The sequence below is a fragment of the Duganella sp. AC237 genome (assembly GCF_979254035.1).
The window spans coordinates 3490999-3510962 of the sequence record NZ_CEEDEW010000003.1 but is presented as its reverse complement, the minus strand read 5'-3'; the positions used below and the strand labels follow the sequence as shown (position 1 = coordinate 3510962).

Here is a 19964-nt window from a genome sequence, read left to right as displayed (position 1 = left end):
ACGCCTTTCTGGTGAGAACAGCACCATCGGCTAAAAGCCGGCTTCCTGCACGAAGCCGGCTGCCAGGCGTAAACTTTATTGAGCCAGCTTGATGGTCGCTCTTTTGATGGCCACGGAACCCGCCGTTCCGGGGAATTGGATACCTACGCCGACCGCATTCTGGACGCTAAAACCCGAACACGTGAATGCCGTATCCTGCCCGGCAACCAGCACTTTATTGGCCGTCCAGCACTTAAATTCGTAAGCCGCCCAATTGGCGGAATAAGTAAAGAACTGCAAGAAGCCATCGGCTCCGCCATTTCGATTCGAGATAAACGCTTGATCGAAATTCAGCACCATGTTCAAAGTCGCGCCGCTCCAATTCACCGGATGGGTAAAATTATAGGTCGCACCGGCTCCAGCCTGGTTGAGGGTGAATTGCATATTGGAGGCTGTACTGCTATTTGTCGCGCCACCACCCAAGGTCCAGCTATTTGGACCCGTGGGCAGGATGACGGCTTTCCCGGCTCCGACTAACAGCCCGTCCAATATTTGCTGATCGCCCACGGCCGGAGTGGTGCGGTTAAACAGCAGGCCCGGATCCATCCCGATCTCCCAATAGAACGGCAACATGCCATTCGCCAACGCCGCCTTGGTCACATATTGAGAGTAATACGCTCGCGACGCGCGATGCAGGGCAAGGTCGGCCCCGGTCAATTGCGTGCGCAATGTTGCCGCAAATTCCCCCAGCACGACCGGAATCCCTTGGTCCACAAACTTCGTCTTCATTTTGGCGAATTGCGCATCGACATATGGCTCTTCCTCACGCGTGGAGTTGCGATAAGGATCGGTGGTCGAATGGTAGCCATTTCCCCAGTAATAGAACACCTGCGAGTAATCCGCGTCTTCAGCCTGGTTGGTGAAACTCCACGGGTAGAAATGGACTTCGGCCATTTGGCGGCCGGCCACAGTATCCGAGGGCATCGCATGCCAATCAACGGCGGCACGATCGATATCGGTCAACGGGGCTTGAATCACCAGCACGCGATAAGCGTTTTTACCGCCCGTCGAACGAACCGCGTTGACAAATGTTTGGTGAAAGCCGTCGAGGATGGCTATTTGCTCAGAGGTTTTCGCTTCGGGTTCGTTGGCGCTGGCAAATAGGACATGCTCGTCAAAGTCACGCAGCTTCGTCGCAATTTGCTCCCAGTAGGCTTTTTGTTTGGCGTTGACGGCAACTTTCTTTTCTTCGGTGATGTTCCGCTCCAGCCAACCGCCGTCCCAATGAATGTTGACGATCACGTAAAGCCCGTTATCCACCGCGTACTGCACCACTTGCTTCACGCGGTTGAGCCAGGCGTCGCTAATTTTTCCGGTGGTCTGATCGGCATACTGATCCCAGGAGACGGGAATCCGGATGGCGTCGAAACCGCTGTCTTTCACCAATTTGACATAGGCGGCGGAAACGGCAGGATTGCCCCAGCAAGTCTCGCCCGGAGTGCTGCAACCGTAAGCGTCCAGGGTGTTGCCAATATTCGTTCCCAGCTTCACCTTGGCGGCCAACTGTACGGCGTTACTGCTCATGCCAGTCGCGTTGGGGGCGGCAGGACTGGTGTTGTAATTCGGATAGGGCGTCTGGGCGTGCACGCTCGCGACGCTTCCTAACAGCGCGACAAGCATGGTCTGAACGACTAAATTTGGTTTCTTCATTTCAATGTCTCCGATTTATTAATATTGTTGAACTGAAATCCCAGCGCGCGGGTGGTGCACGCGCCAAGCGCTTACTACTCCAAAGCGACCACCATCACAGCCTTGGAAGGCACCTTGATCGAGAGCTTGCCACCCGCCGCGCGCGTGCTGAACGCCGCCGGCTTGATGACCTGCGGATGCTGGAACGAGTTGTGCGCATCCATCGCGGCCGAGGTCAGCACCTTGCCGGCCGCGCCCTTTACTTTTGTGCCGGCGACATCGACGGCGACATCCACCGCCTTCTGCGGATCGGTGTTAACCAGCGCCAGGTACACCTTGCCGTCCTTGGCGCGCGCCGCCGTCGCGCTCACGCCGGGAATGGTCGTCGCGCCGAGGGTATAGCTGGTGTTGTCCTTGATTGCCAGCGGCAGCGACTTGGCGTCCTGGAACGGCACATACATCTGGAACGCGTAGTAGGTCGGCGTCAGGACCATCTTGTCCTTGTCGGTGAGGATCATCGCCTGCAGGACGTTGACCATCTGCGCGATGGTGGTCATGGTGACCCGCTCCGCGTGCTCATGGAAGATGTTGAAGGTGAGCGCCGCCACCAGCGCGTCGCGCAGGGAGTTCTGCTGGAACAGGGCGCTGCTGCTGGTGTCCGCATCGGCATACCATGTGCCCCATTCGTCGACCATCAGCCCAATCTTCTTCTCGGGATCGTTCTTGTCCAGTACGGCCAGGTGGTCTTTGATCATCCGATCCATTTTCGAGGCATTGGCAAGCGTCGATATCCATTCGCCCTCGTCGAAGCCGACCGCCTTGCCCTTGACATCCCAGTTGCCGGTCGGGACCGTATATTGGTGGATGGTGATGCCCGCCGTGCGCCCCTTCAGTTCCTTGCTCAGGATCTCGGTCCACGACAAGTCGCCGCCTGCAGCGATCATTTTCGGCTTGTTTGGCTCCGGCGCCCTCAGGAAGTTCTCGTAATTCCGGTACAGGCCGGCGTAATACTCGGGCTTGACGTTGCCGCCGCAACCCCACATCTCGTTGCCGATACCGAAGAAGGCGACTTTCCACGGCTTGGCGCGGCCGTTCTGGGCGCGCAGCCTGGCCAGGGGCGAGCCGCCGTCCGACGTCATGTACTCGACCCAATCGGACATTTCCTGCACGGTGCCGGTGCCGACGTTGCCGTTGATGTAAGCATCGGCGCCCAGCATGTCGATCAGGTCGAAGAATTCGTGGGTGCCGACGGCGTTGAACTGGTCCACGCGGTCACCGTGGATGTTGCTCGGGCGCTTGTCCTGCGGGCCGACGCCGTCGCGCCAATGGTAGGTGTCGGCGAAGCAGCCGCCGGGCCAGCGCACCAGCGGCACATGCAACTCCTTGAGGGCGCCGACGACGTCGTTGCGCCAGCCGTTGGTGTTGGGAATGGTCGACTTCGCACCGACCCACATGCCTTCGTAGACGCCGGTGCCGAGCTGTTCGGCGAATTGGCCGTACACATACTTGTTGATGACCGGACCGGGTTTGCCGGCGTCGATGCTGACGCTGACCTGGCCGGCGGCGAATGCCGGCGCCACGATCATGCCCAGAACGGCGAGGCTGTGTTTGATGCTATTCATGCAGGTGTCTCCAGACAGTTGGTATTGAGGATTGCTATGAACCCGACTGCTACAAGGCTCATTCTTTGGGCAGAAGCGCGGCCAGCGTGCCTGCCGGCGGTCGGCAGCAGAATCACGAGCACGATGGCGTAGCGCTTCACCGGGCACCGCCGTTTTGTCCGACCCGGTAGTAATCGAAGTCGACCCGGCCGCCGGCGGTCCTGGTCGAATAGAAGAACAGCGCGTAGCGGTACCCCATGAAGTGCGGGAAGGTGTAGACCAGGCGTGAGGGACGGCCGATGGGCGTCCAGGATTTGCCGTCGAGGCTGTAGGAGAAGCGGGCCACTTCAGGCGCGCCTGGTAAGCCGTAGGTCTTGCCGCGACCCTCGTCGGCGCTGAAGCGCGCGTCTTCCGGCGCGGACTGGAATGTGCTGTCGACCTTGAGGTGAACGGTGTTGCCGGAAAGCGGAATGGCGGCGATCTCCTCGGGCTGGCCGGAGTCGGCGCTGACCATGACGAGCGATTTGGCGCCGCCGCTCATCTTCACGCCGACGAAACCATAGTTTTTCTGAAAAGCGGACAGGCCGGCCCAGTCGCCGTCTTTCATGCCGCGCACGTCGATGCTGGTGGTGGCGGAACTGTCGGGGCCGAAGGTGCGCTGGGTGAGGGTATTCCTGGCCTCGGGCAAGGCGGCATCGAGGCGGCTGGTGACCAGGCTCAGGTAGCCCGGGCGCTTGGTCAGCGACCAGTTGCGCGGCTCGGGATTGTGATTCCATTGCCAGGCCAGGGGCAGGGCGGGGGCGCCCGGCCGGCGGTCGAACTCGTCGGAGGCGACAATGCCGGAGGCGCCGGACGCGCCCTGTCCTCCGGCGGCGATGTCGAGCGTCATGGGCACCTCGCCGTCCTGGCCGAGCACGGGCCAGCCATCCGTCCAGGTCACAGGTACCAGATAGGGGATGCGGCCGACGGCGCCGTTGTCCTTGAACAGATAGGCATACCATTTGCCGTCCGGCGTGTCGATCAGGCCGCCCTGGGCGATGCCGCGATCGTCGAGCGCGATGCGTCCCTCGTAGGGACCGGTGATGGTGTCGGCGCGATGGACGATGGCGGTACGCGCCCAGCGGCTGCCGGGCGAGGCGATGTTGAAGAGGTAGTAGCGGCCGTTGATCTTGGAGAGCTGCGAGCCCTCGCCTTTAAGTCCGCCCTGGTCGGGGCCGAACAGGGCGTTGACGTTTTCGACGATGACCTGGTTCACGCCGCCGGGCTTGATGCCGGAAAGATCGGGGAGCAGCTCGATCAGCGAGATGCGGCCGCCCCCTTGCACCATGTACACGCGGCGGTCGTCGTCGAAAAACAGGCTGTGGTCGCCCAGCGACGGCTTGAAACTGGTCTCTTTCCACGGGCCGCGATCCGGATCACGCGTGGTGTAGATGTGGGTGCGTTCCGTGTTGGCGGAAAAAGTCGAGGCATGGAACACGCCGTCGTGGTAACGCAGGCTGCTGGCCCAGGAACCCGAACCGTAGGCATTTTTGCCGTTTTCGAGGCGGAAGGCTTCGTCGTCGACCAGGGTCTCATACGCGTAGGAAGCCATGCTCCAGTTGACCAGGTCGGTCGATTTCATGATCGGCAGGCCCGGGCTCATGTGCATCGTCGTACTGCTCATGTAGTAGGTCTTACCGACACGGATGACCGCGATGTCCGGGACGTCGGCCCAGATCAGCGGATTGTGGGCAAGGTTGGCGCTTGCCGCCGCACGGGGCCGGGAGGCGATTGCGGGATCGTGCCGGGAAAACTGCCAGTAATCGAACTTGAACAATTCTTCGCCAGCCGCGCCGCGGAACACGAAGTAGAGATCGTGGACGCCGGCGGCTGCGGAGATCCTGGCGGACAGTCGCTTCCACTCGCCGCCGGTGCCCCGGACCGGCAACGTACCGATCAACTGTCCGTCGAGCTGGTCCAACCGGATCTCGATCCTCGCGCCGGCGTTCTCGTTCGCCTTGGCTTTGCTGGAGAGGCTGGCCATGAAGGCGCGCGCGCCGTCGGTACCGAAATCGACATTCCGCACCTGGATGTGGTCGCCGTCGTGGATGTCGCGCACATTCTGGCCGCCGGCGCTGTTGGGCTCGATTTTGACACCGGACGACCAGGCGATGGTCTCCGCCTCCACGCGCTTGTAGGGATCGAGCGTGGCAACCGGCGCCGGCCCCTCCCTGGTCGGCTGCACCGTCTGAACCGAGCCATCCGGATTGAACTTCAACTCATCGACAGCCACGGAACGCTTGAAGCCGTCGCCTCCCGGCAGCGCAGCGTTGTGGTAGAAGAGGTAGGTCTTGCCCTTGTAATCGACCACGCCTGCATGGTTGGTGAAGGCGCTTTGCGGCGGCATGACAACGCCGCCGTAAGTCCACGGGCCTTCCGGCGTGGGGCCGGTCGAGTAGGCGAGATGCTCGGGTATAGGGCCGCCGGCAAAAAACAGGTAATTGAGATTCTTGCGCTTGTACAGCCAGGGACCTTCCTCATAGAAGGTGCCGCGCAAGGCGGGCTTCGGCAGCGTCACGCCCGCTGTGTCCGGAGGGTTGCGCTCGCCCAGGGCCTTGACGGTCATCGGATGGCGAATGATGCCGTTCTCCCCCACGCTGGTGTCGTAGGAAATCATGTCTTTGTTCAGCTTTACCGACCACAGGTTGGGATTGCCCCAGGCGAGATAGGCCTGGCCCTTGTCGTCGATGGTGACGGTCGGATCGATGCTGTCGTACAGGCCGCCGGCCTGGCCGGCGATCAGCGGTTTCTTGATCGGGTCGGTGTAGGGGCCGAGCGGACTGTCGGCCACCAGCACGCCGATGCCCCGGCCGTGCACAGGGGCATAGAGATACCATTTGCCATCCCGCTCGATCGCCTGGGGCGCCCAGGCGCCGTTGTCGACACCGTCCCAGCCGGAGATGTCCTTGGCCGCCCACGGGAAATCCTTGAGCGAGGCGATCACGCCATGCTGGGTCCAGTTCACCATATCCGTGGTCGTGGCGAGCACCCAGTTCTTCATGTTGAAGTTGTTCTTTTCGCCGACGTCTTCGTCGTGGCTGGAAAACAGGTAGAGCGTGCCGTTATGGACCATCGGGGCCGGATCGGCGGTGTACATCGTTTGAATGACCGGGTTGAGCGCGAACGACAACAAGGGCAGCGACGTCAACGCGGACAGGAGAACAGCAGCGGAGCGGGTGGATTTTTTCATGGGGAAGCGAAAAGGGAGCGTTTGGCCGGTAGAGAAGCGGCCCCCGCAAGAAAGGGGGAGCCGCCTCGCCACGTCCTAGTACGTGTAGCGCAACGACAGGCGATAACTGCGGCCTGGCTCGAACCAGGCGCGGTTCATGTTGCCGATGGTTTGCTGTTGGGTCTGCCTAACAACGTCGTCCAGCAGGTTGCTTGCCGAAAAACTGGCCTGGATGTGGTCGTTGAAGCGGTAGTCGAAGCCGAAGTCCAGCTGTCCAGCCGCTTCCTGCCAGGTCGGCAAGCCCCAGCCGACGTCGCGCGGATAGACCGTCTTGCCATCGACCACCGTGGCGCGGGTCGGATCGGCGCTGGTGCCGGTGTCGCCCTGCGTGCCGTTGACGGAGACGCCCTGCAGGAAGCGGCTGCGCCAGCTGTAGGCCAGGCGCATCGACATCGGCCCCTGGTCGTACATCAGCATGAAGTTGTAGGCGTTTTTCGACAGGTACTGCAATGGCATGTCGGTGAACGGCAGGCCGTTGGTGTCGCAGCCCAGCACGTTCAGCGAACTGTTGTTGAACGAACCGGCGGCCGGGCAGTACTTCAGATCGAACGGATGGTGCAGCGTCTGCTTGCTCTTGATATACGTGTAGTTCGCCGAGACGCCAAAGCCCTTGGCCCAATCCGGCAGCACGCGCGACAACCCCGGCACGTTGTTGAAGTAAGTCTGGCCGGCGAGTTCCAAACCGGTCACCGAACCGTCGGACGCATTGTCCGGCGCGGTGATCGTGAAGGTTTGCGCATTGCCGGCCAGATCGTTGTAATCGCGCGTATAGGCCGAGCGCATGATGATGTCGGTCACCCTTTTGTAGAAGGCGGTGGCCGTCAGCGAACTGCCGTTGCCAGGATACCACTCGAGCGCCAGGTCGAAACTGTTGGCCTTGGTGGGCTTCAAATGGACGTTGCCCTTGTTCTCGCCCCGGTAATTGACGTTCTGCAGGGGGCCGCCGTCGGGCGCATAGATCACATTCTGCTTCAGCTCGATGTACTCGTTCAGGTCGGCAAAACTCGGCCGATACATCGACTTGCCGAAGGCGAAGCGCGCTTGCACCTGCGGGGTGAATTCCACCTTCAGGTTAACGCTCGGCAGCACGTCGACGGCGCTTTTGCCGTCGTTGATCGGCTGGTTGATCGGTCCGAACTTCGGCACCGACGGCGGCGCGTTGGTGCTGTAGACCGGCAGGAACACGGTGTAGCCGTGGGCCACCGTCTTGGTATGGACCACGCGCACGCCGGCGCTGCCCTCGACCGGGAAGCGCAGATCGTCGAAGCCGAAGCGCGTCGACAGGTAGCCGGCTTCGGTCCGCTCCGCCTGGCGGCTGGTTTTGGACGGCGCGCCGTCGTAGACCAGCGGCTTCCAGGGGTCGTCCATGGCCGAGCAGTCGCGGTTGGTGCCGAACGCCACGTTGGCGTCCTGGCATTGCATCTTCTTCAGGTCGTTCACACCCGCGTAGGCGTTGGGATAGTCCTTGACCGAGGCCAGCGTCGGCACCACCAGCGCGCCCGGCGTCGGGATCTTGCCGTTGAAGAAGTTCTTAAAGTCGTAGGTGGTGGTCGGCGTCAGCGCCGCGTAGCGCGGGTCGCTCAGGTAACTGAAATTGGCGCGACTGCCGCCGCCCGGGTCCGTCGCCAGGGCCGGCTGCCCCGGCGTGGACGTCGGCTTGACTTCCCATGGCAGCGAGGCGCTGTACCAGGTCGATCCGCTTGCCTCGACGCGCTCCGCCTTGCGCCGGGTGGCGCGCACGCCGAAGCGCAGGTCGCGCAGGATCGGATGGTTGAACTTGAAGCGCACGTCGGTCTTCCACGCATACAAGTCGGCCTCGGCCTTGTTCTTGCCCGGCATGAAGTTCTCCAGGTAGTAGTTGCCCGGATCCTTGAGGAAGGCCTTGGCCTTGTCGTCGAAGGTGATCTGGCCGGGATTGCCGGTCAGGTCGATATTCATGCTCGGCACGAAGGTGGCCAAGGTGATGTTGCCGTTCCAACTCTTGTTGGTCGAATGAACCCATTGCAGGTCGTTCTGCAACGACCAGCGCTCGTCGATATTCCACTTGGCGTTCCAGGCGATTTCCCGCGTCTGCGAGCGCCGGTCGCTATAAGTCTGGTTGGAGTTGAAACCCAGCCCGCCCTCGACGAAATTGTTCGAGCCACGGCCGCCGGTCGGATAGGTGTACCTGGCCGATTGCAGCACGCCCCGGCTATCGAACACCGGATCGATCAGCTTGGTCTTGTACGGGTCCTCGACACCCGTGTACAGCGCGTTCTCGGTGCCGGTTTCCTTGTAGGCGGAGTGGAAATAGGTGAGGGCGGACTGAAGGCCGCCCTTTTTCCACTGCAGCGCGCCGTATGCGCCGACGCGGTCGTTTTTGCTGGTGTTGGTGCGCCACGAGGCCGATTTGGGCACCCACATGGTTTGTCCGGGGGCGAAGTCGGTGCGCGGGAAGTAGGCGTCGACTTGCACGGTGTCGTTGTGGGAATTGGTCCGGTTGCCCGACAGGTTGAGCAGCGCGCCCCATTGGCCGAAGTCGTTTTCCCAGCGTTTCGACACCAGGCCGGACAGGGCGGGCGAGGTCTTCGCGCCAAGCTCGTTATAGTTCAAGTAGCTCGATGCGGCGAATTTATCGCCCTTGTAGTCGAACGGCAGCGCGGTGCGCAAGTCGACCTGGCCGCTGACGCCGCCTTCGATCAAGTCCGCCGGCGGGTTCTTGTGCACCACCACGGCCGACATCAGTTCGGCCGGAATGTCGCCCCAGCTCAACTCGCGCCCCGGATAGCCGGCCGAGAACGATTCGCGGCCGTTCAGGGTGGACGAACCCCAGGTCAGGCCGCGCACCGAGATGCCGGAGCCCTCGACCGAGAAATGCTCCGGGTCGCCGCGCGAGCGGTTGCGGTCCATCGTCACACCGACGATGCGCTGCAGCACCTCGGTGATCGACTTGTCGGGCAGCTTGCCGGCTTCTTCGGCGACGACGCCGTCGACGATCTCCTCGGCGTTCTGTTTGAGCTTGGTGGCCGACTGCATCGCCGCGCGCTGGCCGCTGACGACCACGCTGACGACTTCCTCATCCTTGGCCGGCGGCGCGGCGGGCGCCGTTTGCGCCTGCGCCGCGCTGCTGTAGAGCGCGGCGACCTGCGCCGCCGCGAGCGCCAGCGCGGTCATCCGCAAGGGTTCCTGCTTGATCTTGGTTCCGATTGTCTTCATTGTCTCCGTCCTGTTGAAATCTTGTAGTTGTTTTGTCTGGCCGCGCGCCATCACTGGATCGTGATCGGTCCGGTCAGCGTGATCGTGGTCGGGTAATTCGGCGCCGGCAAAGTCCTGCTCGGCACTTTGGCGTTGCCGTTCGCGGAGGCGAACCGTATGGCGACGACCGGATAATCCTGCATCTCGAACCAGGGGTTCAGATCGGTCAATTCGCACGACTCCGAGACGGTGAAGTCCTTGAGGTTGAGGCTGTAGCTGGCCGGCGCCGGGGAGTTCGGCTTGAAACTCGCCCGCACCCGCACGTTGCAGTTGCCGTTGTCCTTCTTACGGTTGTAGTGGCCGAGGATCAAATCGACTTCGACCACGTTGTCGCCCGTGTCGAACCATTCCTGGTTCTGCGAGAGGTTGAACATGACCGCCGCTTGCGCATCGATGCGCACGCCGTCCGGCGTGTCCCCCGTGGTCGAGATCTGCGTGACCTTGGGCGCGTAGACGTCCAGTTCCGCGAATACCTTCCACCAGCGTCCGTCGGTGTAGGGCTCCTGCTTCCACGTGTAGGTATCGCTGATGCTGGCGCCGTTCGCCGACACGCTGGCATCGCACCAGCCGTTACACCACCAATCCCTGGTGCTGCTGCCGCCGTGCGGATCGACTTTGCCATCCTCGTTGGTGGTGGTCGTGTTCTTGTAGCCGCTCAAGAACTTAATCTCGGGCGCCAGCGCGCTGCCGACTGGTATGGTCTTGACCACTTTCGCCGTCTCGTAGATATCGGCGCCGTCCGCCGTGGCGGTGACGACGCACAACCCGTTGGCGAGCTTTTGCATCGTGTTGCCGCTGACCGAGCACACCTCCGGCGTGCTGGCGGTAAAAACGACCGGGAGGGCTGCATTGGAGCTTGCCACCAGCGGCACGGGCGCCGTGTCCAGCGGCAGCCCGCCCGGGTTACGGAAGGAGACCGACGCCGGCCGCTTGGGAATGACGAATAGCTGGCGCGCCGTGGCCGGGGCGTAGCCGTCGCCACCGGCCTGATTGGCGTTCAACGAACACTCGCCCGCCTTGAGCAGCGACACCGTGGCGCCGCTGATGGAACAGGTTCCCGGCGTGTTCGATACGTAGGTGACCGGGCCGCCGGAACTGGCCGTCGCCTTCAGGGTGATGGTCGCGATGGTCGGCGGCACACCGATCACTTCCCCGCCCGGGAACGGGAAGGAAACCGATTGCGCCATCCCGCCTTCGCCGCCGCCACCTCCGCCGCCACCGCCTCCGCAGGCCGCCAGCAGCGTGGCGCAGGCCAGCCCGATGGCCGTGAACTGGAATTTCATTTGTTGTCCCCTCATGATTTTATCGTTCCTCTCTGTTGCGTTTACTACGAGCCGCTCGTCATCGGCGACGCCGCCGCCGAGTAAAAATTTGCCGACGCCGCGCTGCCTGACTGGATATTATGTGGAGTGAAAATCGTTGCTGCAATTACAAAAAAACTCAATACAACAGATGAAATTCGGTAATGCGCCCCCGTCATTGACAGCGCGCTTGCGGACGCGCAGCATGCCTTCCCAGCACGTTTAAACAGGACCGCAAGCCATGCAAACCAGCCACGTCGGCCACGCCTTGAAGCCTCCCTTCAACCGCATCGTGGTGGTGGGCGGCGGCGCGGCCGGGTGGATGACGGCCACCGCGCTGGCCACCGCGGTCGAAGGCGGCACCGTCGTCGAGCTGGTGGAGTCGGAGGAGATCGGCATCGTCGGCGTAGGGGAGGCGACCTTTCCTTCCATCCGCAATTTCCACCGGCTGCTCGGCATCGACGAGGCCGAGTTCCTGCGCGCCACCAACGGCACTTACAAGCTGGGCATCCAGTTTTGCGGCTGGCGCGCGGAAGGCGAACGCTATTTCCACACCTTCGGCGATTTCGGCGAACTGAGCGGATCGCACGCGGTGTGGGGCCAGTACCGCCGGCTGGGCGAGGCCGGCCTGGGGTCGCTGGGCGAGCAATGCCTGTCGAGCGTGATGGCCGAGCAGGGGCGCTTCGCGCTGCCGGGTGAAGCCGACCGCTACGATTACGCCTACCACTTCGACGCCGCGTTGTACGCCGCCTTCCTGCGCAAGCTGGCGGAGCGGCGCGGCGTACGCCGCACCGAAGGACGCATCGTCGACGTGGCGCGGCGCGCCGACGGCGGCGTCGACCGGCTCACCCTGGCCGACGGGCGCGTGGTGGCCGGCGACCTGTACATCGACTGCTCGGGCTTCACGTCGCTGCTGCTGGGGCGTACCCTGGCCGAGCCGTTCGTCGACTTCAGCCACTGGCTGCCGGTGGACCGGGCCTGGGCCTGTCCGACCGAACGGATCGGGACCGACCTGACGCCGTACACGCGCGCCACCGCGCTGGAGGCGGGCTGGGCGTGGCGGATTCCGCTGCAAAGCCGCACCGGCAACGGCCACGTGTTCGCCAGCCGCTACATCGACGAGGAGCGCGCGCGCGAACAGTTGCTGGAGCAACTGGACGGCCCGGCGCTGGCCGAACCGCGCCTGCTGCGCTTCCAGACCGGCCACCGCGCGCGCGCCTGGGTGCACAATGTGGTCGCGCTGGGCCTGGCGGGAGGCTTCCTGGAGCCGCTCGAATCGACCAGCATCTTCCTGGTCCAGCGCGCCATGGGGCGGCTGATCGATTTGCTGTTGTCGGGCGCGCCGCTCACCGAGCGGGTAATGGCCGACTACAACGGTGAAGTCGCACGCCAGTTCGCGCGCGTGCGCGATTTCATCATCCTGCACTACAGCCTGAGCGCGCGCCGCGACAGCGCGCTGTGGCGGGCGATGGCGACCATGGAGCTGCCCGAGACGCTGGCGTTCAAGCTGCATGCATGGCGCCAGGCCGGCGCGCTGCACCAGTACGACCTGGAGGGCTTCGACGCGACCAGCTGGCTGGCCATCCATGCCGGCATGGGGCATTGGCCCGAGCGCGCCGATCCTTCGCTGGGCGACGTCGAGCGCGCGGTGGCGCTGCAAGGATTGCTGTGGCGCCGCGAATGCATCGCCACAGCAGTGGCGGCCATGCCGCACCACGACGCCTATTTGCGCGGCATGCTTGGCTGCTGAACTACACTCTGGCCTACGAGCCAATCCTCTAATTTATGAAAGACACGATGCGACTACTGCCAATCACTGCCACGCTAGCGGCGTTTTTGACCTGCGCGCCTGCCATCGGCCTGGCCGAACCCAAACAACGCCTGATAGTGCTCAGCGATATCGAGGCCGATCCCGACGACAGCCAATCGCTGGTGCGCTTGCTTCTGTACGCGAACCAGATCGATATCGAGGGCCTCGTCGCCACCACCTCTACCCATCAAAAGTCGCGTATCGCGCCGGCATCCATGCAGGCGATCATCGACGCCTACGGCCGGGTACAGCCCAATCTGTTGAAGCACGAACCGGGTTTCCCGAAAGCGGCAGCGCTGAAAGCGCTGGTGCGCGCCGGCTCGCAACTCTACGGCATGCAAGGTGTGGGCGATGGCAAGGACTCGCCGGGATCGGACGCCATCATCAAGGCGCTGGAGAAGGACGATGCGCGGCCGTTATGGGTGGCGGTCTGGGGCGGCGCCAACACGCTCGCCCAAGCGTTGTATCGGATCGGCCACGACCGGACGCCGGAGCAGGCCGCCCGCCTGGTGAACAAGCTGCGCGTCTACACGATTTCCGATCAGGACGATTCTGGTATCTGGATGCGCACCAGGCTTCCCGAGCTGTTTTACATCGTCAGCCCCGGCGGCTATGGCAATGGCACCTGGACGGGCATGCACTCGACCGAGCCGGGTTTCGACAGCACGGAGATCAGCAACCACTGGATCGCAGAGCATATCCAACAGGGGCATGGACCGCTGGGCGCGGTGTATCCGGACGTCTCGTTTGGCGTGGAGGGCGACACGCCATCGTTCATGTCCTTGATACCGAACGGCCTGAACGCACCGGAGCATCCGGACTGGGGCGGCTGGGGAGGGCGCTACGAGTTGTACACGCCGGCGCTGGAGACCACCGATCCGAAGGGCTTTACCGGCAACGTGCCTGTTCTGCAGGAGCCGCGCGCCATCTGGACCAATGCCGTGGATAGTTACAGGCCATGGGTGCATCAGGACTATGGCCGCAACGTCAAGCCGCACGACAAGGTCTCCACCGGATACCGGACCACCATCTGGCGCTGGCGCAAAGATTTCCAGAACGATTTCGCGGCGCGCATGGATTGGACCACCAAGCCGTACAAAGAGGCGAATCATCCGCCGGTCGTCAAGCTCAACCAGGGCGACCGCCTGACCGTCAAATCCGGCGAAAACTTCACGATGAGCGCCGCCGGCAGCTCGGACCGGGATGGGGACAGCTTGAGCTACCTGTGGTTTCAGTATCCCGAAGCCGGCAGCTACAAACAGGAGATCAAGCTGGGGTATGCGGAGAATTATCATACCGTCTCGGGGCAGGCGCCGGTGGTCAGCAAGGCGGAGACCGCGCACTTTATCGTGAAGGTGAGCGATAGGGGTAGTCCGGCGCTGACGCGTTATCGGCGGGTGATCGTCACTATAGTGCCGGCCACGCCATGAGAGGCCTGGCTGGGAATTGGGTCATTGGGACTATAATGTTAAATATACTTAACATGAATGGATAGATCAAATGAACTTGGCACAGATCGGCGGCGAAATCCATAGCAAGCGTATTCAGGCGGGCCTGCTGCAGGAGCACGTGGCCAAGTTCGCCGGTCTGTCCCGGGTGACGATCAACCAGTTGGAGAATGGAACGCTTAAGGACCTTGGTTACACCAAGCTAAAGGCCGTGATGGATGTTCTGGGCCTCGACATGGAGACCGTGCAACCGTCCAGCCTGAAAAGCGCGCTGGCGGTCGCTGCGCGCAGCATCAGTACCAGTTACCGGGAGGTGGTGACGCCGGACATGTTGTCGATGATGCTGCGTTCCGGCGAGGCGCCTGAACAGTTCCAGCCACATTTGATGGCTCTGCTTGATGAAACGCCGCTGCCCGTCGTGGTGAAAGCCGTGGGCGAGGCGGCGACGCCTGATGTGCCAGCCAAAAAAATCATGAAACACCTCAGTATATGGGCGAAGCAATGGAAAGTATGCAGAACGGTTTGGTGATGGCCGGCAAGCCCGGAATTCCCCGCAGCTGGGAGACGCTGTTCGTTTGCTGGCCGGATTGACCCTCTCAGATTGACCCTCCCTCCAGATCCTCGCGAACGCCGCGCCCCTGTCGTAAGACCCCTCGAACCCTAATTCCTTTAGGTCCTCATGGATCTGTTCGAGCGTGCGCCGCTGCTTGCGCGACTTGGCTGCCTCGGTCTTGAGGAGCGCTGAAAGCTGGAACGCGTATTTGTCGATGGCGCGGGTGGAGCGCCGCTCAGCTTAGGCTGGCTCTATGGTATCCGATCCGAGCGCAGGTAGCGCCGGACGGTGTTTCTGGAGATGCCCAACCGCCTGGCTAGCTCTCTCAATGGGATCTGCTCGCGAATGTGCCAGCGTCGAATAATGCCTAGTAATGCAACGTCGATCACTCCAATTCCCCGCTCAATGTCATGAGCAGGATTGTGTCCTAAACGTGGGTCAGATTCGTTTGCAAATTATGAGGCGAAGTGGGTCATATTTCGCTGCAAATCAACAGACGGCCAGTGTGTTGTGACCGTAACTAAGGATCGCTTCTTTGTAGGCCCTGCACAGACTCGCCTGAAGGCTAAGCGCGGTGAGTCGGAGAATCGGGAGGCCAGCGAAGAAATCGCCGGTCGTCGCGCAAAGCAAAAGGTATCGGAGTGCTGCAAGGCTATTTCTGTTGATCGCATGGTGACACTTACGTACCGCGAAAACATGGTCGACCGCGAAACCGCGCTCAAGCACTGGAAGGCCTTTTGCCGCAAGATGGGCAAGCACAAACAGTTTCACTACGTCGCCGTGATTGAGGAGCAAGAACGAGGCGCGCTGCACTTTCATGTGGCCGTGCGCGTGGGCGCCAGATGTATGCTTTGCTGCGCTCGATCTGGCAAAGCGTTCTTGGCCTTGGGCCTGACGGTCAGCAGATGGGTCAGGTCAACGTACGGGATCCTAACTCATTTGGCTTTGGCGTCAAGGGTGCTCACCGGCTGGCGGCGTACATCGCTAAATACTGCGGTAAGCAAATGGATTGCCGCGAGCTTGACCAGAAGCGTTATTTTAGGTCCAGGGGTATCGTGGTGCCTGAAGTTCAGTACTGGCGTCTGCCGAACTGTACGAACATGCTCGATGCCGTCCACGCCGCATTTAGAGCCGTTGAGGGGCACACTATGGAGGGGCTGATAACTTGGTGTAATAATGCGCTTGGCGTCGTTTATCTTGCTACTGCACCCGGCGTTCCAGCTCTTCCGTCTTGTCCATTCTGATAAACTCTCTTATAAATTTTTAATCGTGTTGTATTAACGGGGCAATCATTATGGTCAACAACGTAAAGCAAGATAGCGTTTCTCTCGATCTTACATCGTTAAGTGGTTTTCAATTGCCACCGAAACCGGTGGTGTTAAATGTAACATTGCAGCCGGCCCCTGTGCATAGTCCACCTTGGTTGGAAACCAGCACATTTTATGTAGCGCTACTTGGTTTTATCGGTGTTCTCATGACAGTGTGCGTTGGGGTGTGGCGGATGAGAAAGGAACTGCGGCACGCTGCTTTGGTTCGTCAAGATGCAATCGATGAAGCTTCGGCCAACAGAAAGCATGCTTCGGCAGAGGCGCATATGGAGCGGATCACTGAGTCTCGCCGTAATGTCTATTTGATCGCCGCCAAGCAGATCGTCCAATCTCACGCGTTGATCGGTAGCTTACCAACTAGGCAGCGTGATGATCCTGAGACTCTGGAACAACTCAAAGATCTCGGCGTTGCTGTCGCGCAAATTGCGATTTTAGGGAACATGGACACTTTGTTAAAAAGTCGCGAGGTGCTAGGCTTGATAAATCAATTGTTTGTTCAGGCTCTCCCTTTGACGCTTCCGATTTCGTCTCTTAAGACTGATATCGGGGATCAAAATCGTTTGGCTGATGAATCAACGCAAAATGCTCGTCGTCTTATTAGTGATCTTACCGCGCTCGCCGCTGGCCAACTTCAGTACTCGGCTGATTCGGCACGGTTGACTGCGGAGTTAAGAAGCGAGCAAGCAAATGCACAGATTTTTGCTGATAATAGCGCTAAGTTATATGAAAGGCTGACTGTTCAGCAGACTGCATATTTTGAGTTTGTGTTGCTTGGATTGGAAAAAGTACATTCCTGCACGGACGAGTTGGTCATTTTAATGAGGCGTGAACTGGACCTGCCTACCAATACCGACGAACTGTCCAAGAGCACAATCCAAATGCGGGCGCAGGCTAAGGATGCTCTACGTAATTTAAACGCCACGCTGGCCGGTTGATTTTAGGCCTACAGAGACGGATAGAGCTCGGTTGCTTGGTGTTGCCTTAGGCGCTATATTGTCGCTATGCAACTCGACTTATTTCCGCTTGAACCCGTAACACCGGGGGAGCTTGAACTGATTTATCGGTCCATCAGGCATAGCTACTGGCATCTCAGGAATCTACGCGCTGCGAGGTGGGGCCAGGCCAAGGCGAGAAAGCACTATCGATTGGTGGCGGCCCAAAAAAAACGCCTACTCATGGTAGGCGTATCAAAGCGTGAGATTTTGGACCTATTAGCTTGCTGCCGGTCGAAGTGCAGTAGGCATCGACACCCGTTTAAACCATGCCAATTTTGTCCCTAAACGGCGGGCCAGTCTACGCAACCAATTTGACATAATATAAATTATGCGAAAGTGAAGTTAAACACATTCCACCATCCGATCTTCCTCAATAGCCGCTTCGGGCTACAAAAAAGTAGCGAAATCAGGCATCGGTCTTGCCGGTAACCGCCGCCTTCGCCCGCGCAGCGTGCAATTTCTTGTAGCTGTCGATCAGACGCGCGTGCCGGTCGAGACCTTCCAGCTTCATGCTGGTCGGCGTCAAGCCGTAGAACCGCACGCTGCCGTCCATCGATCCCAGCACCGCGTCCATCCTCTCGTCGCCGAACATGCGGCGGAAATTGACCACGTAATCGTCCAACTCCAGATCGTCGTCCAGCTCCACCTCCAGCACCACATTCAAGGCTTGATAGAACAGGCCACGCTCGAGCGAGTTGTCGTTGTATTGCAGGAAGGCTTCCACCAGCTCTTTTGCCTCCTCAAACTGCTGCAAGACCAGGTTGATCAACAGCTTCAACTCCAGCGTCGTCAACTGGCCCCAAGGCGTGTTTTCGTCGAATTCGACGCCGATCAACGTGGCGATGTCGCCGTATTCGTCCAATTCGTTATCGTCCAGACGTTCGAGCAGCGCCTCGAGCGCGGCATCGTCCAGGCTATGCAAGTTCAACACGTCCGAACGGAACAACAGCGATTTGTTGGTGTTATCCCAAATCAGATCCTCAACCGGATACACTTCCGAATAACCCGGCACCAGAATCCGGCACGCGGTCGAGCCTAATTGGTCGTAGACGGCCATGTAGACCTCTTTGCCCATCTCTTCCAAAATGCCGAACAAGGTCTCGGCTTCCTGGACGTTGGAGTTTTCACCCTGACCGGAGAAATCCCATTCGACGAAATCGTAATCGGATTTGGCGCTGAAGAAGCGCCACGAAACGATGCCGCTCGAATCGATGAAGTGTTCGACGAAGTTATTCGGCTCGGTCACGGCGTTACTGACAAACGTCGGCCGAGGCAGATCGTTCAAGCCTTCAAAGCTGCGGCCTTGCAGCAGTTCGGTCAGGCTGCGCTCCAGCGCCACTTCCAGGCTCGGGTGCGCGCCGAACGAGGCGAATACGCCGCCCGTGCGTGGATTCATTAGGGTCACGCACATCACCGGGTAAATCCCACCCAGCGACGCATCCTTGACCAGCACCGGGAAGCCCTGCTCTTCCAGCCCTTGAATACCGGCCACGATGCCCGGGTATTTCGCCAAGACCTCCTGCGGCACGTCCGGCAAGGCGATCTCGCCTTCCAGGATTTCGCGTTTAACCGCCCTCTCGAAGATCTCCGACAGGCATTGCACTTGGGCCTCCGCCAGCGTGTTGCCGGCGCTCATGCCGTTGCTGACATACAGGTTTTCAACCAGATTCGACGGGAAATACACGACCGCGGCGTCCGTCTGCCGCACAAACGGCAGCGAACAGATGCCGCGTTCCTTGTTGCCCGAGTTGGTGTCGTACAGATGCGAGGCACGTAATTCGCGATCGGCATTGTAGATTTCCAGGCAGTACTCATCGAGGATTTCGGTCGGCAGCGCATCCTTGCGGCCGGGCTTGAACCAGCGTTCGTTCGGGTAGTGGACGAAGGCGGCGTTGGCGATGTCTTCGCCCCAATACGCGCCGGCGTAGAAGTGATTGCAGTTCAGACGCTCGATATACTCGCCCAAGGCAGACGCCAACGCGCTTTCCTTGGTCGATCCCTTGCCGTTGGTGAAGCACATCGGCGAATGCGCATCGCGGATATGCAGCGACCAGACGTTGGGAACGATATTGCGCCACGACGCGATTTCGATTTTGATGCCAAGGCCCGCGAGAACGCCGGACATGTTGGCGATGGTTTGCTCCAGCGGCAGGTCTTTGCCGGCGATATAGGTGTTGGCCTCCCCTGCCGGTTTCATGGTCAGTAACGCCTGGGCGTCGGCATCCAGGTTTTCGACCTCTTCGATGACGAACTCGGGGCCTGCCTGCACCACCTTTTTAACCGTGCAACGGTCGATGGAACGCAGGATACCCTGGCGGTCCTTTTCCGAAATATCCGCCGGCAGTTCGACCTGGATCTTGAAAATCTGCTGGTAGCGGTTTTCTGGATCGACAATATTGTTCTGCGACAGACGGATGTTTTCGGTCGGAATATTGCGCGTTACGCAATATAATTTGACGAAGTAAGCGGCGCACAACGCCGACGAGGCAAGGAAATAGTCGAACGGACCTGGCGCCGAACCGTCGCCCTTGTAGCGGATGGGCTGGTCGGCGATGACCGTGAAATCGTCGAACTTAGCTTCGAGACGTAGCTTATCGAGAAAATTGACCTTGATTTCCATGGGGATTTCCAATCTGGTGCGCAAAAATGAGTTGGCCGCCATTATCCGTTGTTTTGGCCGTCAGGCAAAGGACGGTTGGCGGACGCGGCCGGCAGAATCCTGATCGGGGGCGGTTCACTGAGTTGCTGCGCGGGGCGC

The 19964-nt window shown here is 60.5% G+C and carries 12 protein-coding genes; 5 read left to right on the top strand and 7 right to left on the bottom strand.

Features of this window, described 5'->3' with window-relative positions; translation table 11 throughout:
* Positions 1-75: 75 nt before the first annotated feature.
* From AC0IYS_RS15720 to AC0IYS_RS15700, 5 genes are all read right to left on the bottom strand, one after another.
* Positions 76-1689: a cellulase family glycosylhydrolase gene (locus tag AC0IYS_RS15720; RefSeq protein ID WP_471706025.1), complete on the bottom strand. Its 1614-nt coding sequence runs from the start codon at positions 1687-1689 to the stop codon at positions 76-78.
* Positions 1690-1763: 74 nt separating this feature from the next.
* Complete coding sequence (locus AC0IYS_RS15715; RefSeq protein ID WP_471706024.1) at positions 1764-3290, bottom strand: alpha-N-arabinofuranosidase; 1527 nt, start codon at positions 3288-3290, stop codon at positions 1764-1766.
* Between the two features lie 136 nt (positions 3291-3426).
* Positions 3427-6498 carry a family 43 glycosylhydrolase gene (locus AC0IYS_RS15710; RefSeq protein ID WP_471706022.1) on the bottom strand — a complete coding sequence of 1024 codons (3072 nt, stop codon included), beginning with the start codon at positions 6496-6498 and terminating at the stop codon, positions 3427-3429.
* A 75-nt stretch (positions 6499-6573) separates the two neighbouring features.
* On the bottom strand, positions 6574-9732 hold the full coding sequence (locus AC0IYS_RS15705; RefSeq protein ID WP_471706021.1) for a TonB-dependent receptor: 3159 nt from the start codon (positions 9730-9732) through the stop codon (positions 6574-6576).
* 50 nt (positions 9733-9782) lie between these two features.
* Positions 9783-11069, bottom strand: coding sequence for a hypothetical protein (locus AC0IYS_RS15700; protein ID WP_471706020.1), 1287 nt, complete (start codon positions 11067-11069; stop codon positions 9783-9785).
* Between the two features lie 244 nt (positions 11070-11313).
* Between AC0IYS_RS15700 and AC0IYS_RS15695 the strand changes: the two genes are divergently transcribed.
* From AC0IYS_RS15695 to AC0IYS_RS15685, 3 genes are all read left to right on the top strand, one after another.
* Positions 11314-12822, top strand: a complete 1509-nt coding sequence (locus tag AC0IYS_RS15695; RefSeq protein ID WP_471706019.1) for a tryptophan halogenase family protein — start codon at positions 11314-11316, stop codon at positions 12820-12822.
* A 47-nt stretch (positions 12823-12869) separates the two neighbouring features.
* Positions 12870-14312, top strand: a complete 1443-nt coding sequence (locus AC0IYS_RS15690; RefSeq protein WP_471706018.1) for a DUF1593 domain-containing protein — start codon at positions 12870-12872, stop codon at positions 14310-14312.
* 70 nt (positions 14313-14382) lie between these two features.
* On the top strand, positions 14383-14859 hold the full coding sequence (locus tag AC0IYS_RS15685; RefSeq protein WP_471706017.1) for a helix-turn-helix domain-containing protein: 477 nt from the start codon (positions 14383-14385) through the stop codon (positions 14857-14859).
* Positions 14860-15134: 275 nt separating this feature from the next.
* Here AC0IYS_RS15685 and AC0IYS_RS15680 read toward each other — a convergent pair whose 3' ends face one another.
* A complete protein-coding gene (locus tag AC0IYS_RS15680; RefSeq protein WP_471706016.1) occupies positions 15135-15272 on the bottom strand; it encodes a winged helix-turn-helix transcriptional regulator in 138 nt (45 codons plus the stop codon).
* Positions 15273-15552: 280 nt separating this feature from the next.
* Here AC0IYS_RS15680 and AC0IYS_RS15675 point away from each other — a divergent pair, with 280 nt between their 5' ends.
* Complete coding sequence (locus tag AC0IYS_RS15675) at positions 15553-16044, top strand: rolling circle replication-associated protein (RefSeq protein WP_471708885.1); 492 nt, start codon at positions 15553-15555, stop codon at positions 16042-16044.
* A 133-nt stretch (positions 16045-16177) separates the two neighbouring features.
* Entirely contained in the window at positions 16178-17146 is a 969-nt protein-coding gene (locus AC0IYS_RS15670; protein ID WP_471706015.1) for a hypothetical protein, read from the top strand.
* A gap of 466 nt (positions 17147-17612) precedes the next feature.
* Here the strand turns inward: AC0IYS_RS15670 and AC0IYS_RS15665 are convergent, their stop codons facing one another.
* The gene (locus AC0IYS_RS15665; RefSeq protein WP_471706013.1) at positions 17613-19826 is read right to left on the bottom strand and encodes an OsmC domain/YcaO domain-containing protein; all 2214 of its coding nucleotides are present in this window, start codon (positions 19824-19826) and stop codon (positions 17613-17615) included.
* Positions 19827-19964: the final 138 nt, after the last annotated feature.

Coding starts and splice junctions, on each gene's coding strand:
- AC0IYS_RS15675 (WP_471708885.1), top strand. CDS start 15,553: ATGGTGACACTTACGTACCGCGAAAACATGGTCGACCGCGAAACCGCG.
- AC0IYS_RS15665 (WP_471706013.1), bottom strand. CDS start 19,826: ATGGAAATCAAGGTCAATTTTCTCGATAAGCTACGTCTCGAAGCTAAG.
- AC0IYS_RS15700 (WP_471706020.1), bottom strand. CDS start 11,069: ATGAGGGGACAACAAATGAAATTCCAGTTCACGGCCATCGGGCTGGCC.
- AC0IYS_RS15705 (WP_471706021.1), bottom strand. CDS start 9,732: ATGAAGACAATCGGAACCAAGATCAAGCAGGAACCCTTGCGGATGACC.
- AC0IYS_RS15690 (WP_471706018.1), top strand. CDS start 12,870: ATGCGACTACTGCCAATCACTGCCACGCTAGCGGCGTTTTTGACCTGC.
- AC0IYS_RS15710 (WP_471706022.1), bottom strand. CDS start 6,498: ATGAAAAAATCCACCCGCTCCGCTGCTGTTCTCCTGTCCGCGTTGACG.
- AC0IYS_RS15670 (WP_471706015.1), top strand. CDS start 16,178: ATGGTCAACAACGTAAAGCAAGATAGCGTTTCTCTCGATCTTACATCG.
- AC0IYS_RS15695 (WP_471706019.1), top strand. CDS start 11,314: ATGCAAACCAGCCACGTCGGCCACGCCTTGAAGCCTCCCTTCAACCGC.
- AC0IYS_RS15715 (WP_471706024.1), bottom strand. CDS start 3,290: ATGAATAGCATCAAACACAGCCTCGCCGTTCTGGGCATGATCGTGGCG.
- AC0IYS_RS15720 (WP_471706025.1), bottom strand. CDS start 1,689: ATGAAGAAACCAAATTTAGTCGTTCAGACCATGCTTGTCGCGCTGTTA.
- AC0IYS_RS15685 (WP_471706017.1), top strand. CDS start 14,383: ATGAACTTGGCACAGATCGGCGGCGAAATCCATAGCAAGCGTATTCAG.